This is a genomic window from Pantoea sp. GCM10028869 (assembly GCF_042666835.1).
Lineage (GTDB): Bacteria > Pseudomonadota > Gammaproteobacteria > Enterobacterales > Enterobacteriaceae > Pantoea > Pantoea leporis.
Genome location: NZ_JBHTGO010000001.1, coordinates 272,151 through 285,827 on the forward strand (window position 1 = coordinate 272,151; position 13,677 = coordinate 285,827).

Annotated in this window: 16 protein-coding genes; 8 read left to right on the top strand and 8 right to left on the bottom strand. The window is 55.2% G+C overall.

Features of this window, described 5'->3' with window-relative positions; all coding sequences use genetic code 11:
* Positions 1–35 precede the first annotated feature (35 nt).
* From ACFQW4_RS01325 to ACFQW4_RS01350, 6 genes are read left to right on the top strand one after another with little or no spacing between them, the layout of a single operon-like run.
* Positions 36–746, top strand: a complete 711-nt coding sequence (locus tag ACFQW4_RS01325) for a FadR/GntR family transcriptional regulator (RefSeq protein WP_350262035.1) — start codon at positions 36–38, stop codon at positions 744–746.
* Positions 733–1,899, top strand: coding sequence for a PLP-dependent transferase (locus tag ACFQW4_RS01330; protein WP_377723307.1), 1,167 nt, complete (start codon positions 733–735; stop codon positions 1,897–1,899). The genes ACFQW4_RS01325 and ACFQW4_RS01330 overlap by 14 nt, the downstream gene beginning before the upstream one ends.
* Before the next feature lie 20 nt (positions 1,900–1,919).
* A complete protein-coding gene (locus ACFQW4_RS01335; protein WP_222183326.1) occupies positions 1,920–3,191 on the top strand; it encodes a sugar ABC transporter substrate-binding protein in 1,272 nt (423 codons plus the stop codon).
* 24 nt (positions 3,192–3,215) lie between these two features.
* Positions 3,216–4,136 carry a carbohydrate ABC transporter permease gene (locus ACFQW4_RS01340; protein ID WP_192234862.1) on the top strand — a complete coding sequence of 307 codons (921 nt, stop codon included), beginning with the start codon at positions 3,216–3,218 and terminating at the stop codon, positions 4,134–4,136.
* 9 nt (positions 4,137–4,145) lie between these two features.
* Positions 4,146–4,970, top strand: coding sequence for a carbohydrate ABC transporter permease (locus ACFQW4_RS01345; RefSeq protein ID WP_110866890.1), 825 nt, complete (start codon positions 4,146–4,148; stop codon positions 4,968–4,970).
* A 3-nt stretch (positions 4,971–4,973) separates the two neighbouring features.
* The gene (locus ACFQW4_RS01350; protein WP_110866891.1) at positions 4,974–6,041 is read left to right on the top strand and encodes an ABC transporter ATP-binding protein; all 1,068 of its coding nucleotides are present in this window, start codon (positions 4,974–4,976) and stop codon (positions 6,039–6,041) included.
* A gap of 41 nt (positions 6,042–6,082) precedes the next feature.
* Here ACFQW4_RS01350 and ACFQW4_RS01355 read toward each other — a convergent pair whose 3' ends face one another.
* Together ACFQW4_RS01355 and ACFQW4_RS01360 are read right to left on the bottom strand one after the other, a co-directional pair.
* Positions 6,083–6,304: a hypothetical protein gene (locus ACFQW4_RS01355; protein WP_101761506.1), complete on the bottom strand. Its 222-nt coding sequence runs from the start codon at positions 6,302–6,304 to the stop codon at positions 6,083–6,085.
* A 254-nt stretch (positions 6,305–6,558) separates the two neighbouring features.
* Positions 6,559–6,735 (bottom strand): hypothetical protein, encoded by a 177-nt coding sequence (locus ACFQW4_RS01360; RefSeq protein ID WP_158238597.1) that lies wholly within the window; start codon positions 6,733–6,735, stop codon positions 6,559–6,561.
* Between the two features lie 398 nt (positions 6,736–7,133).
* Here ACFQW4_RS01360 and ACFQW4_RS01365 point away from each other — a divergent pair, with 398 nt between their 5' ends.
* The gene (locus ACFQW4_RS01365) at positions 7,134–7,406 is read left to right on the top strand and encodes a hypothetical protein (protein WP_377723310.1); all 273 of its coding nucleotides are present in this window, start codon (positions 7,134–7,136) and stop codon (positions 7,404–7,406) included.
* On the opposite strand, the gene ACFQW4_RS01370 is transcribed toward ACFQW4_RS01365, so the two are convergent.
* Positions 7,407–7,613: a hypothetical protein gene (locus tag ACFQW4_RS01370; RefSeq protein ID WP_101761503.1), complete on the bottom strand. Its 207-nt coding sequence runs from the start codon at positions 7,611–7,613 to the stop codon at positions 7,407–7,409.
* An 81-nt stretch (positions 7,614–7,694) separates the two neighbouring features.
* Complete coding sequence (locus tag ACFQW4_RS01375; protein ID WP_101761502.1) at positions 7,695–8,177, bottom strand: MarR family winged helix-turn-helix transcriptional regulator; 483 nt, start codon at positions 8,175–8,177, stop codon at positions 7,695–7,697.
* A gap of 183 nt (positions 8,178–8,360) precedes the next feature.
* Here ACFQW4_RS01375 and ACFQW4_RS01380 point away from each other — a divergent pair, with 183 nt between their 5' ends.
* Positions 8,361–8,936: an NTP transferase domain-containing protein gene (locus tag ACFQW4_RS01380; protein WP_377723312.1), complete on the top strand. Its 576-nt coding sequence runs from the start codon at positions 8,361–8,363 to the stop codon at positions 8,934–8,936.
* Here ACFQW4_RS01380 and ACFQW4_RS01385 read toward each other — a convergent pair.
* From ACFQW4_RS01385 to paoA, 4 genes are read right to left on the bottom strand one after another with little or no spacing between them, the layout of a single operon-like run.
* Positions 8,923–9,846 carry an XdhC family protein gene (locus ACFQW4_RS01385; RefSeq protein ID WP_377723314.1) on the bottom strand — a complete coding sequence of 308 codons (924 nt, stop codon included), beginning with the start codon at positions 9,844–9,846 and terminating at the stop codon, positions 8,923–8,925. The two genes, ACFQW4_RS01380 and ACFQW4_RS01385, sit on opposite strands and share 14 nt — an antisense overlap.
* A gap of 17 nt (positions 9,847–9,863) precedes the next feature.
* Positions 9,864–12,062 carry an aldehyde oxidoreductase molybdenum-binding subunit PaoC gene (gene paoC, locus ACFQW4_RS01390; RefSeq protein WP_377723316.1) on the bottom strand — a complete coding sequence of 733 codons (2,199 nt, stop codon included), beginning with the start codon at positions 12,060–12,062 and terminating at the stop codon, positions 9,864–9,866.
* Between the two features lie 3 nt (positions 12,063–12,065).
* Complete coding sequence (locus ACFQW4_RS01395) at positions 12,066–13,016, bottom strand: FAD binding domain-containing protein (RefSeq protein WP_377723318.1); 951 nt, start codon at positions 13,014–13,016, stop codon at positions 12,066–12,068.
* The gene (gene paoA / locus ACFQW4_RS01400) at positions 13,013–13,561 is read right to left on the bottom strand and encodes an aldehyde dehydrogenase iron-sulfur subunit PaoA (protein ID WP_101761497.1); all 549 of its coding nucleotides are present in this window, start codon (positions 13,559–13,561) and stop codon (positions 13,013–13,015) included. The genes ACFQW4_RS01395 and paoA overlap by 4 nt, the downstream gene beginning before the upstream one ends.
* Positions 13,562–13,677: the final 116 nt, after the last annotated feature.

Genomic DNA, 13,677 nt, shown 5'->3' on the forward strand with positions numbered 1-13,677 from the left:
ATTGGTAGAGATGTTGGACCAATTAGGGCATTGCCATGCAGATACCGGCTGAGCTTCATCCTATTTCCACGCCGCGCAGCGATACGCTGATTCTCGATGCGCTAACGCGCTATATGGCGCAGTCGGGTGCGCAGCCCGGCAGCCGCTTGCCGCCGGAACGCGTGCTGGCGGAGAAGCTTGGCGTCAGCCGCAATACGGTGCGTGAAGCGCTCAAACGCTGGGAAGCGCTAGGCATTATTTTGCGTAAAAAGGGCAGCGGTACTTTTTTGCAGGCGGAAGTGGGCGTTAACGACAGCTTCTTATCGCTGCGCTTTAAAAACGATTCGGCCAACATGCTACACGCGCTGGAAGTGCGCCGCATTATCGAGTCAGAATCCTGCGCGTTGGCGGCTCAACGTGCCTCGGCTGCCGATCTGATCGAAATCGAGCAACGTCTTAATGAGATGGAAAAAGTGCATCTGGCGATCGGTTCTGCCGGTGCGGAAGACTGGGCATTTCACGCCAGCATCTATCGGGCTGCCGGAAATCCTTTGCTGCTACAAATGCTCAACGGCATTTACGACTCATTTCATGCATTTTTCGAATCACCGCCGGAACAGGCGCTGTTTTCAGACTCTTTCCCGCTGCACCGTGAACTCTTCAACGCTATCCGCCAGCGCGATTGCACGGCATCGCGCGCGATCTGCCATCAAATTCTCGATATCACCGAACGCGACATGAAGGATGTAATGAATGCCAAACGATAAGTTGATTCCGCAACAAACGCTGCTCACTCACGATCAACGCCATGAAATGGGCGCGGTCACTACGCCGATTTACCAGTCTTCGCTGTTCACCTTCAGTGATTACGACAGCATGATCGCGCGCTTTCGCGGCGAGAGCGATCAGCCGCTCTATTCGCGCGTCGATAACCCGACGGTAAAAGCGCTGCAGGACAAGATGGCGGCGCTGGAGGGCGGCGAAGCCTGTCTGGCTTTTGGCAGCGGCATGGCGGCGATCAGCAATGCGATTCTCAGCGTGGTGGCGCCGGGTAAAAAAGTGGTATGCGTTAATCACGTTTATCCCGATACCTATCGCTTTCTGCGCGGCTTCTGCCAGCGCTTTGGCATCGTTACCGAGTTTGTCGATGGTGATGACGAAGCTGCAATTGGTGCGGCCTTATCGGATGCCAGCCTGCTGTATCTGGAAAGTCCCTCAAGCTGGGTGATGAGTGAACAGAATCTGAATAAGCTCGGCGCGATGGCGCGCGAAGCGGGCGTGGTCAGCATTATCGATAACAGCTGGGCTTCACCGATTTTCCAGCAGCCGCTGCTGTGCGGCATCGATATCGTGGTGCACTCGGCGTCGAAATATATCAGCGGCCACAGCGATGTGGTGGCTGGTCTGGTGATCGCCAGCCAGCAGCACATTAACAACATTACGCGTCACATCAGTCCTTATCTCGGCGGCAAACTTTCGGCGCATGAAGCGTCACTGCTGATGCGCGGCCTGCGCACGCTGCCGCTGCGCATGAAACACCACCACCAGAGCGCGCTGATCATTGCCGAAAAACTGGCGGAGCATCCGCTGGTGACGGACGTCTGCCATCCGGGGCTTACACCGCAGTCGTGGTCCACCTTGCGCGGCTACAGCGGTCTGTTTGCCTTTGAAGTGGCGGAGCAGGTGGATATTCCACAGCTGTGCAACGCGCTGGAGCTGTTCCACATGGGCGTGAGCTGGGGCGGATTTGAGAGTCTGGTGATGCCGGCGATTTCGGTGATCAACCAGGCCAGTGAATTTAACTCGGCGGTGGATTTCGGCGTCTCGCCACGCCTGATCCGCATCTCGGTCGGCCTTGAAGAGACCAACGATTTGTGGGCCGATTTGCAGCAAGCCCTTGCCAGCGCGAATCGCGCGTAATCACTCACTGGAGAAAAGTCATGACGCAACGTTTTGCCGTGAAAGCATTAGTGTTAGCCGTGGGTTTGAGTGCAGCGATGAGCAGCCTCGCCGCCAAGCTTACCGTAGTGGAAGTGATTACCAGCCCGCCGCGCACCGCGCTGCTGCAAAAAATGCTCGATGAGTATAAAACCCAGCATCCCGGCACGGAGATTGAACTGATTTCACTGCCGTGGGGCCAGGCGTTTGAAAAGCTCGGCACCATGCTGCAGAGCGGTCAGGTGCCGGATGTGGTGGAGATGCCGGATACCTGGCAAGGATTGTATGCCAGTAACAATATGCTGGAAGACCTCGAGCCGCGCCTGAAAAGCTGGGATGCCACGCCACAGCTCACCGATAAAACGCTGGCCATGGCGCGCGCCGCCAACGGCAAAGCCACCATGGTGCCGTACGGCTTTTATCTGCGCGCGCTGTTCTGGAATAAAAAGCTGTTCCAGCAGGCAGGATTGAGTGAACCGCCCAAAACCATGGAGGAATTCGCCAGCGATGCCCAGCGCATCAGCAAATTGGGGAATGGCATCAGCGGCTACTGCATGCGTGGTGGCGTGGGCGGCACCAACGCCTGGATGATGTTTATGGCGGCGATGAACGGTTCACCGGAGTTCTTCGATAAACAAGGTAACAGCACGCTGACCGAGCCGGGCGCGATGAAAGGCGCGCAGCTGCTGGTGGATATGTATCAAAAGGGCGGCGCCTCGAAAGACAGCGTTAACTGGGGCTTCAATGAGATCGTTTCGGGCTTCTATTCAGGTAAATGCGCAATGCTCGATCAGGATCCCGACGCGCTGATCGCGATTAAAAACAGCATGGCGGCCGATGATTTCGCTGTGGCTCCGATGCCGGTTGGCCCGTCAGGCAAAGCTTTCCCGACCATTGGCTATACCGGCTGGTCGATGTTCAAGCAGGGTAAACAGAAGGATCTCGCCTGGCCGCTGATTACCTTCCTCAGTGACAAAACCAACAACCTCGCATGGTCAAAATTCGTCGGCACGCTGCCGATTTACAAAGGTGCCGAGCAAGACCCGTTTTACCAAACGCCGCAGTTCGCCGGCTGGTTCAAAGAGCTGAACGATCCTAACTATGTGCCACTCACCATGCCAACCCATCTCAAAGGCTGGGGCTATTTCAACTCGGTGATTGTGAAAGAGAGCAGCCAGGAAACCTTGCTGGGTGAGAACGATACCGAAAGCATGGTGAAAGATTGGGCGAACTATCTCAGCAAAGAGCAGAAAGCCTGGCTTGCTACGCAGTAACCTTTAACCACGCGGAGTGTGATTATGATGCTTGATGCTTCTCTGCCCAACAGTCCGGCGCGCCGCCGCCTCCGCTGGAGTCGACTGGCTGAGCCGTGGTGGTATTTGTCGCCTGGCCTGTTGCTGATCGCTTTGTTCATCTTTGTGCCGATGGCGATCGGCATCTCCTATGCGTTTCAGAGCATTAACCTGCTGAATCCGCTGGAGACCGGTTGGGTCGGCTGGGATAACTTCAGCGAGATGTTTGATGACCGGCGCTTTTTCAAAGCGCTGGGCCACACGCTGAACTGGACGCTCAGCTCGCTGCTGCTGCAGTTCTTCTTCGGTTTGGCGCTGGCGCTGCTGCTCAATCGCGAGTTCCGTTTTCGCCGTTGGGTGCAGGCGCTGGTGTTCTTGCCGTGGGCGGTTCCGGCGTTTCTCTCTGGCTTGACCTGGTCATGGTTGTTCAATCCGGTAGTCGGCCCATTGCCGCAGTGGCTGAGCGATTTGGGCGTGCTGAGTGAGCCGTACAACATTCTGTCCGATCCGCAGTTGGCTATGTGGGGACCGGTGATCGCCAACGTCTGGTTTGGCATTCCGTTCTTTGCCATCACGCTGCTGGCGGCGCTGCAGTCGATTCCCAAAGATCTGTACGAAGCGGCCTCGATTGATGGTGCCAGCGGCTGGCAGCAGTTTCGTCGCGTCACGCTGCCGTTTCTGGCACCGATGATCGCTATCACCGTGATGCTGCGCACCATCTGGATCGCCAATTTTGCCGACCTCATTGTGGTGATGACCGATGGCGGTCCGGCGGGATCGACCTCGATTCTCTCCAGCTACATCTTCACCACCGCCTATCGCAAGCTCGACTTTGGCTATGCCTCAGCGATGGCGGTGTTTCTGTTACTGCTGATGACCTGTTATGCGCTGGTGTTGCTGCGCATCCGTCATCAGCTGCTGAAATAGGAGGCAACGATGCGACTCTTGCCGCTGATTGGCCATCGTCTGAGTATTGCGGCGTATCTGCTGTTCGCGCTGTTTCCGCTGTATTGGATCATCAAAATCTCGCTGACGCCGGACCAACTGTTGTTTAGTCAGGGCGTAACGTTATTGCCGAGCGGCGTGACCTTTGGTCATTTCAAAAAAGTGCTGACCGACAGTGATTTCCCGACCTTTTTTACCAACAGCCTGATTGTCTCGTTTAGCACCGCGTTTCTTACCACGCTGATTGCCGCTGCGGCCGGCTATGCCTTTTCGCGCTTCCAGTTCCGCGGCAAAGTGCTAATCGCCGGACTGCTGCTGTTCACGCAGATGTTTCCGCTGGTGATGATCATCGCGCCGATTTACAAGGTGATGGCGCCGCTGGGCCTGACCAACAGCTTGCTGGGGCTGATTCTGATCTACACCGCGTTTAACGTGCCGTTTGCCACCTTTCTGATGCAATCCTTCTTCGATGCGATTCCCAAAGATCTGGAGGAGTCGGCGATGCTGGAAGGCTGCACGCGTTTTCAGGCGCTGTATCGCGTGCTGGTGCCGCTGACCTTGCCGGGCATGGCGGCCACATTGGGCTTTGTGTTTACCGCAGCGTGGAGCGAGCTGCTGTTCTCGCTGATGCTGATCAACAAAAACGAAGTGATGACCTTCCCGGTTGGGCTGCTCAGCTTCGTGTCGAAGTTTGCCGTTTCCTGGGGCGAGATGATGGCGGCGGTGGTGCTGGCGCTGATCCCGGCCTGTCTGTTCTTCGCCTTTATTCAACGCTATTTGGTTCAGGGACTCACCGCCGGTGCGGTTAAGGGGTAAATCATGGCTGAAATCACGCTCAAACAGATCGACAAGCGCTATGGCAACGTTGAGGTGCTGCGCGATATTAACCTCACCATCAAAGACGGCGAATTCGTGGTACTGGTGGGACCTTCCGGCTGTGGCAAATCGACGCTGCTGCGCACCATCGCTGGGCTGGAGCTGGCGACCGGCGGCGATATTCGTATCGGCAACCAGCTGATGAACGATGTGGCACCCAAAGATCGCGATATCTCGATGGTGTTTCAAAGTTACGCACTCTATCCGCATCTAACGGTGGCGCGCAATATGGGCTTCAGCCTGGAAATCCAGAAGCGTCCGCGTGCGGAAATTGAAGAGAAGGTGAGGCGTGCGGCGGAAATTCTCAGCCTGACGCATCTGCTTGATCGCCGACCCAAAGAGTTATCCGGAGGTCAGCGCCAGCGTGTGGCCATGGGACGCGCCATCGTGCGTCAGCCGCAGGTGTTTCTGTTTGATGAACCGCTGTCGAACCTGGATGCACAGTTGCGCGGTCAGATGCGCGTCGAAATCAAAAAGCTGCATCAGCAGATGAACAACACCATTGTGTACGTGACGCACGATCAGGTTGAAGCCATGACGCTGGCGGATCGCATTGTGGTGCTGAACAACGGCGTGATTCAGCAGGTCGGTACGCCGCTCGAGCTGTATGACACACCGGCGAACAAGTTTGTCGCCAGCTTTATTGGCTCGCCATCAATGAACTTCATCAATGGCATGATGACCGCGCAGGGCGTGCGTATTGGCGATAGCGCACAGCTGCCGTTGAATCAGCATTGGTCGCAGCATCAGGCTGGGCGAGCGGTAATTTACGGTATCCGACCAGAGAATGTGGCGATTGCCGAAGCGGGCGCGATGAATGCGCTGCCGTTAGAAGTGTCGCTGGTGGAGCCGACGGGATTATCCGAGCTGATTCATGGATCGCTGTTGGGGCATGACATCATGCTATTCACCACGCAACGTTCTGGCGCACAGGCGGGGGATATTCTGCCTGTGACCATTGATGCGGATCGCGCGATGCTGTTTGATGCGGATTCGCAAAAACGTTTATAACGCGTGTTACAGCTGCCTGTTTGCACAGGCAGCTCAGGGAATTACTTAGACTGCTGCTGTTTGCTGTCCGCTTCTTTCTGCTTTTTGTTCGCCATATGGTGACCAACCGCACAACCCGCTGCTGCACCCGCAACGCCGTGATGCGCCACGTGGCCCGCCACGCCGCCGACAACCGCTCCTTTGATGCAGCCCTTCGCTTCGACCTGAGAAGTGACCGACAGCAGCACGCCCGCAGTTAATACAATCAGAGAAAATTTACGCACTGGATTTATTCCTTATAAAGTTAATAGCGTGTAAATACACGCTTCCAGTGTAGTAAGTGGAATAAATCCTACCGTTATAAACTGTAAACAAAGATATTTTAGCGTAATACCCTAAAGCGGTTTAGTGAACGCTTTTTAATCGGCTTATTTAACATTATTAATCATTGATAAAAGTCACAGACGAATGGAATGCGCTGGCGAGTGTTTATCAGGTTTGTAGAAGAGAAGCAGCCTCCTTGCTGCCCGCATTATCGTTAACGTTTCAGTCTGGCCCAATCGACAAACTGGCCATCCTTCATCACCGCCGCTTTTTCCGGAAAATAGTGATAGAAAATAACGGTCAATCCATCGCCTTGCATAACACGCGCAGAGTCGGTGGTGGCTATCTCCGCCATCATCTTGCCGTCGCAGGTGACTTCATGATTCTTCACATTAAAAGTGAATTTTCTGAACTGATAGATTTTCAATTTCGCTGCATCCTAACCGATAACAGTAAAGCAAAGTGAGGTGAGAAAAGCAGGGTTTGCGGCTTTCATACTAATTATTTCCCGTGGTGATTTTTCGCCATGAAAACGTACGCGAGGCCACTAAGACTTTTCTTATCTTTAATCAAGTTGGATGAGCTTGTTTTTATCGGGGAATGTCATCGCGCCGAGGCGATCATTTTTTATGCGGCAGGACTTGATGATAGCGCTGATGAATTAAATTGGATTTTACAAAACAATTGTTTTCTCTTAACCTGACTGACGCACGTTGATTTTCTCAAGATAACAACGCCATTGGTAAATAACTCTTAAGCTTGAGTAAATATGACTACACAGAGAATTAAATGACTAGCAGTTACGATGAACAGATGAAGGACCGAATGATTGGTGAGGCGCTGCTTGCTCTTTTAGAAGACCAGGTTGCGGTATCCTCTGTGGCGCTGATAGCCAAACTTGAAGAGATGGCGGAAACAGAAGAGGAAAGCTACAGGCGAGTTGCCTGCCAACGCGCACTGGCGGATGTCAGAAATCATAGCGTCAGGACCAACACGCAACGCGACGGACAAGATTTCAGTAGTGAGAAGCATGCTAATATCCCGAATCAGAAAAAGCACTGATTACGATGCTAAACACTTTTCCGCAATCTTACTCATCGCGTTGACATAATCCTGCTTAAGCTGAACGGGCGCGGCTTCTTCTTGCTGCTTCAATAGCGCAGTAATGTGATCAAGTTGCAAAGGTTGATCGGATTTAAGCAGGCATGACACGGCGTGACCAATGACAGCATGAATGTCATCCATATTTTCCGCTTTCTCGTCTGACATCACCTTCTCCTTAATCCCTTTGCTAATTAACATTTTTCAGCTTGCTCCAAAGCATTCATAGGAATGTATTATTTCGCGCCCTCAGGGCAGGGCATTGATCAGTTTCTGGCGCAGCGTGGTTACACGTGCAGTGAGATCGGCCAGTTCTTCATAAGGCGTATCCATCACTGACACCATGTCAGCCGGAACGCCGGCCGCCGCGATCTTTAATTCTTGTCCCTGCTCAGTGACGGAGATCAACACTCTGCGCTCATCGCCACCAACATCGCGTTTTCTACTGATAATGCCAGCCTGCTCCAGTCGCTTTAAAAGCTGGCTGAGCGTGCCTGAATCCAGCTGCACGCGCGCGCCCAATTCTGAAACGGTGACATGGTCTTTTTCCCACAGCGCCAGCAGCACCAGGTACTGCGGATAGGTCAAACCCAGTGGTTTCAGTCGCGACTGATAAAGTTTGGTCATCGCAAGGGACGCGGAATAGAGCGCGAAGCAGAGAAACTGGTCGACAGTCACCGGCGCTTCACTCTCAGGACCTACACAGCAAACTTCATCGTTTAACTCTTTCATATCACCACTATTTTTAAGGCAGAGTTGCAGTCATTGAGACTGAAAAACGTGAATATATTGACATAAATTAGATTGAAGTCAATCTAATTTGGATTGGCTATTTTTTGTTAATATCTATTGTAAATCATAGGATTAGCTATAATTTCATTAACAATCGATGGTAACGCAAGGTTTAAAACTTCTATGGATTCAGCAACGCCCGGCATTCTCATCCTCGCGGCAGGTAAAGGTTCGCGTTATATCGCCAGCGGCGGCAGCGGCAATAAGTTGCTGGCCAGCATAAACGACGATGCGCCGACGGTAATTGAAACGGTGATTGAACAGGCAAAGCTGAGTGGCTTGCCGGTGGCGCTGGTGACGCGTCCCGACTATCTGGCGGTGCGTCAGCATGCAGTAAAGGCAGGCGTGCAGCTTGTGCTGTGTGAAAGTGGCGGCAGCGGCGAATCCATTGCGGCGGGCGTGGCGATGACCGCTCAATGGAAAGGATGGATCATTACGCTGGGAGATATGCCGTGGCTAACGGTGGATCATTATTGGCAAGTAAAAGAGGCGTTAGAAAAGGGCGCGGCGCAGGTGCGTCTTACCTATAAAGGCAAACCCGGCCATCCGGTCGGGTTTGCTGGGCGCTACGCTGAGGCGTTACGCAATTTGCAGGGCGATGAAGGTGCCAGAGCGCTGCTGGAACCGCGCTTACTGGTCACCTTTGAAGCGGATGCTGCTGTACAGCGCGATTTCGATGTGGTGGCTAAACCACGTTGAGCCGAGCCGCCGCGACATCCGCGACAATTGATAGCGCTAGCGTGCGCGCATCGCGCGCCTGGGCAAAGATGCCTATCGGCGCTTTGATACGCGCAATCTCTTCCTCACTAAACCCTAGCGACAGCAATTTCTCAACGCGCGTTGCATGCGTGCGCCGACTTCCCAATGCTCCGATATAGAAGGGTGCAGAACGCAGCGCTGCCAGAAGCACTGGGAGTTCGCGATCGAGATCGTGATACAGCAAAATCACCGCCGTAAAGGGATCAACGGCCTGCGCCTGCACATCCTCGCCAGAAAGCACCTCGTAACCAGCGGCCTGCGCAATCGACGCCGTCGCCAACGCTTCGACTGAACGTCCATATACCGCCACGCGTGTTTTTGGCAGATAGCCGGTGATAAAGGCATCCTCCTGCCAGCCGGTCATCTCAGTGCAAGCAGCGCTCGCCAGCCGCTGAAACGTCGGCAGATAGCGCAGCGCTGCGGATTGACGCGTTGCCAGCAAATCCAGCACGTTTCTCAGCGGTTGCGCGTCACGTAGCTGATGGAAAGCCAGCGTGATGCCGCCGCCACAGGGCAGCACAATATCCAGATAAGGCGATCCTTCGCCATATCTCACAAAGCGATCTTTACCAGTGGCGATGACTTGCAACGCTTCATAAGCCGCCGCCGCTTCCACGCAGCCGCCGGAAACATAGCCGCAATAGCGGCCATCTTCCCGCACCACCATCTGCGCACCCAATGCCCGCGCCGCGCCACCGCGAATCTCAATCAGCGTGACCAGCACGGCAGCGGAATCTGCCTCCATTGCTTCAAGCGCGAAGCGCAGGATGCTTTCACTGTCATCGGTCTGCAAAGCCTGCTGCGGCTTGATCTGCGGTTGCAGATCGTCATCAATCAGTAGCTGCTGCAATGCGCTTCTCCTCAACTTTAGACAAGGGCAGGCAAGCCTTTAAGTAACTTATCCAGCGTCACCGGATAGTCGCGCACGCGTACGCCGGTGGCGTTGTAAATAGCATTGACGATTGCCGCGCTGACGCCGCACAAACCCAGTTCACCCACGCCCTTTGCTTTCATCGGTGAGGAGATGGGATCGGTGTCATCAAGGAAAATCACCTCCTGCTGCGGGATATCGGCGTGAACCGGCACTTCATAGCCCGCCATATCGTGGTTGACGAAATAACCGAGGCGTTCATCGACGAACAGCTCCTCCATCAACGCGCCGCCAAGTCCCATCGTCATGGCACCAATCACCTGGCTGCGCGCCGTTTTGGGATTAAGAATGCGTCCGGCGGCACAAACCGCCAGCATGCGCCGCACCCGCACTTCACCGGTGGCGACATCCACGCCGATTTCAATGAAGTGTCCGGCGAAAGTGGATTGCTGATATTGCTCGTCAAGATCGCCAAACTCGATGGTGTCTTCCACGGTGATAGTCGCTTCAGCGGCGGCCTGGGCGAGCGGCGCGCTCTGGTTTCCGTCATTCACCTGACCGTCGCTGAAGGTAGCGCGTTGCGCATCAAAGCCCAGTTTGCTGGCGACCGCTTCACGCAATTTCACGCAGGCGGCGTAAACGCCGGATGTTGAGGTGTTCGCGCCCCATTGGCCGCCGGAACCGGCAGAAATAGGGAAGTCTGAATCGCCTAAACGAACCGCCACACGCTCGATCGGCACGCCCATCATCTCCGCCGCCGTTTGCGCGAGGATGGTGTAGCTGCCGGTGCCGATGTCGGTCATGTCGGTTTCAACGGTGATGATGCCTTTATTGTCCAGATGCACACGCGCACCGGAAGGCGCCACCATGTTGTTACGAAAACCGGCCGCAACACCCATGCCGACCAGCCAGCGTCCCTCTTTGACCATTGCCGGTTTGGCGTTGCGTCGTGACCAGCCAAAGCGCTCGGCGCCGGTATTCAGGCACTCAACCAGCTGGCGGCGTGAAAAAGGGCGCTCGGGTTTGGCCGGATCGACCTGCGTATCATTGAGGATGCGGAAGGCGATCGGATCAATGCCCACTTTTTCCGCTATTTCATCGATGGCAATTTCAAGCGCCATGAGCCCAGGCGCTTCACCCGGTGCGCGCATGGCGTTACCTTCGGGCAGATCCAGCGTCGCCAGTCGTAATCCGGTAAAGCGGTTAGCACCGGCGTAAAGCAGTTCCGTTTGCTGCACGGCGGTTTCAGGTGTGCCTCCCGGCAGGTTCCCCGACCAGCTTTCATGCGCGATGGCCTGAATCTTGCCGGCTTTATCGGTGCCAATGCGAATGTGCTGAATGGTGGCCGGTCGATGTGTGGTGTTATTGGTGATTAATGGCCGCGGCAGCATCACTTTGACCGGACGCTTTACCGCGCGCGCACCCAACGCCGCTAACACCGCATCGCTGCGCAGGAACAGCTTGCCGCCAAAGCCGCCGCCAATATAAGGCGACACGATGCGGATCTTCTCCATCGGCATGTTGAGCGTGGCGGCCAGATCGGTGCGGCACCAGTCGATCATCTGATTCGAGGTCCAGACGGTGAGTTTATCGCCTTGCCATGTCGCCATCGAGGCGTGCGGTTCCATCGCGGTGTGGCTTTGGTCAGGCGTGGTGTAGTGCGCATCCAGCTTGACGTCAGCTGCAGTAAACGCACCGGCGAAATCACCCACGGACTTATCTGGCGTATCTTCGGGCGCGGAGGTAACGCCCGGCTTTAGCTGCGCGAGATCATAAGCGCCGCGCTCACGCTGATAATCCACCTTCACTAAACTCGCCGCCGCACGCGCCTGCTCAAACGTCTCCGCCACGACCAGTGCGACGGCCTGGTGATAGTGTTCGATGGTGTCGCCCGCCAACAGGCGAGCGGTATTTTTATCGCCTTTGCCCAGTTTTCCCGCGTTGTTAGCCGTCACCACCGCTAACACGCCCGGCGCATTTTGCGCTGCCTGCACATCAATGGCGGTGATTTTTCCTTTGGCGATCGGCGCGCCGACCACATAGCCGTACGCCGCATCGGGCGCTTCTTGATGCCATTCGTACGCGTAATGCGCCAGGCCGGAGGTTTTCAGCGGTCCGTCGATACGATTGAGTGGCTGACCAACTACCTTGAGCTGATCAATTGGGTTATTGCCTGCGGATTTTTCGAATTTCATCAGTTATCCCCTCGCTTCTGCCAATACGGAAGCGAGCGTTCGCTGCGCCAGAATAATCTTGAACTCGTTTTCAGCGGTAGGTTGCGCCGTGGCGAACAGTCGATCGCTCACCGCCTGCGCGCCCTGAATCACCGCCTTATCCGCCTCTTCCAACCGCCACGGCTGATGTGCCACGCCACCGAGCGCCACGCGACCGGATTTATCCGGCTGAATGATGGCGGCAACAGAGACCAGCGCAAAAGCGTAGGACGCGCGGTCGCGCACCTTGCGGTAAATGTGTGTGCCGCCCAGCGGGGCCGGCAGTGAAACGGCCACAATCAGCTCGCCAGGAGTGAGCACGGTTTCCAGATGCGGCGTATTGCCAGGCGCACGATAAAATTCAGCAATCGGGATTTTGCGCTCTCGCCCATCCGGGCTGACCGTTTCGATAACCGCATCCAGCAAACGCATCGCCACCGCCATATCGCTCGGATGGGTGGCGATACAGGCCTGGCTGGTTCCGACCACCGCATGCTGGCGACTGAAGCCATCCAGCGCCGCGCAGCCGCTGCCGGGTAAACGTTTGTTGCACGGTTGGTTGGTGTCATAGAAATAGGGGCAACGCGTGCGCTGCAGCAGATTCCCAGCGGTTGTCGCCTGATTACGTAACTGGCCGGAAGCGCCAGCCACTAACGCGCGCGACAGCACGCCATAATCGCGGCGAATACGCGCATCGGCCGCCAGGTCGGTGTTACGCACCAACGCGCCAATGCGTAATCCGCCATCGGCTGTGGCCTCGATTTTGTCCAGCTCAAGCCCATTCACATCAATAAGATGCGCGGGCGTCTCAATCTCCAGCTTCATCAGATCGAGCAGATTGGTGCCGCCGGCGATGAATTTGGCATTGGTATGTTGCTGGGCGCTGGTAGCGGCTTCAGCCGGGGTTTTGACCCGCTGGTAAGTGAAGGCTTTCATGATTCCAGGCCCTCCGCGTACTCTTCAATCGCCGCAAGAATGTTGGAATAGGCACCGCAGCGGCAGATATTGCCACTCATGCGCTCACGAATTTCATCCGCAGTCACGTTGGGCGCGGAAACCAGATCGTGGGTGACGTGGCTGGGAATGCCCGCTTTGATCTCTTCCAGCACCGCCATCGATGAACATATTTGCCCAGGCGTGCAGTAGCCGCACTGGTAACCATCATGTTTGATGAACGCCGCCTGCAAGGGATGCAGCTCATCCGGATTTCCCAAACCTTCAATGGTGGTGATTTCCGCATCCTGTTGCATTACCGCTAAAGTCAGGCACGCGTTAATGCGACGTCCGTTGACCATCACCGTACAGGCACCACATTGGCCGTGATCGCAGCCTTTTTTGGTGCCGGTCAAATGCAGGTGCTCACGCAATGCGTCCAGCAGCGTAGTGCGGGTATCAACGTTTAATTGCTGCTGTATACCGTTGACTTTGAAGCTGATCGGCGCCATTGACGGCACAGGTGTTGTTAAGTGTTGGCTGCTCATGCCAAACCTCCAGTAAAAGGGTTAAATGTTGGGGTACAACTTATTTTTGTATGGTTTTAGAAGGGTAAGCATAGTCGGCATCTGCGAAAGCATTATCCGTAATCACTAAATGGGTT

Excerpts from the sequence above, each read along its gene's own strand:
- ACFQW4_RS01325 (WP_350262035.1), top strand. The coding sequence starts at position 36 with ATGCAGATACCGGCTGAGCTTCATCCTATTTCCACGCCGCGCAGCGAT.
- ACFQW4_RS01340 (WP_192234862.1), top strand. The coding sequence starts at position 3,216 with ATGATGCTTGATGCTTCTCTGCCCAACAGTCCGGCGCGCCGCCGCCTC.
- ACFQW4_RS01380 (WP_377723312.1), top strand. The coding sequence starts at position 8,361 with ATGGATTCAGCAACGCCCGGCATTCTCATCCTCGCGGCAGGTAAAGGT.
- paoA (WP_101761497.1), bottom strand. The coding sequence starts at position 13,561 with ATGAGCAGCCAACACTTAACAACACCTGTGCCGTCAATGGCGCCGATC.
- ACFQW4_RS01335 (WP_222183326.1), top strand. The coding sequence starts at position 1,920 with ATGACGCAACGTTTTGCCGTGAAAGCATTAGTGTTAGCCGTGGGTTTG.
- ACFQW4_RS01375 (WP_101761502.1), bottom strand. The coding sequence starts at position 8,177 with ATGAAAGAGTTAAACGATGAAGTTTGCTGTGTAGGTCCTGAGAGTGAA.
- ACFQW4_RS01350 (WP_110866891.1), top strand. The coding sequence starts at position 4,974 with ATGGCTGAAATCACGCTCAAACAGATCGACAAGCGCTATGGCAACGTT.
- ACFQW4_RS01370 (WP_101761503.1), bottom strand. The coding sequence starts at position 7,613 with ATGTCAGACGAGAAAGCGGAAAATATGGATGACATTCATGCTGTCATT.
- ACFQW4_RS01395 (WP_377723318.1), bottom strand. The coding sequence starts at position 13,016 with ATGAAAGCCTTCACTTACCAGCGGGTCAAAACCCCGGCTGAAGCCGCT.
- ACFQW4_RS01330 (WP_377723307.1), top strand. The coding sequence starts at position 733 with ATGCCAAACGATAAGTTGATTCCGCAACAAACGCTGCTCACTCACGAT.
- ACFQW4_RS01365 (WP_377723310.1), top strand. The coding sequence starts at position 7,134 with ATGACTAGCAGTTACGATGAACAGATGAAGGACCGAATGATTGGTGAG.
- ACFQW4_RS01345 (WP_110866890.1), top strand. The coding sequence starts at position 4,146 with ATGCGACTCTTGCCGCTGATTGGCCATCGTCTGAGTATTGCGGCGTAT.
- paoC (WP_377723316.1), bottom strand. The coding sequence starts at position 12,062 with ATGAAATTCGAAAAATCCGCAGGCAATAACCCAATTGATCAGCTCAAG.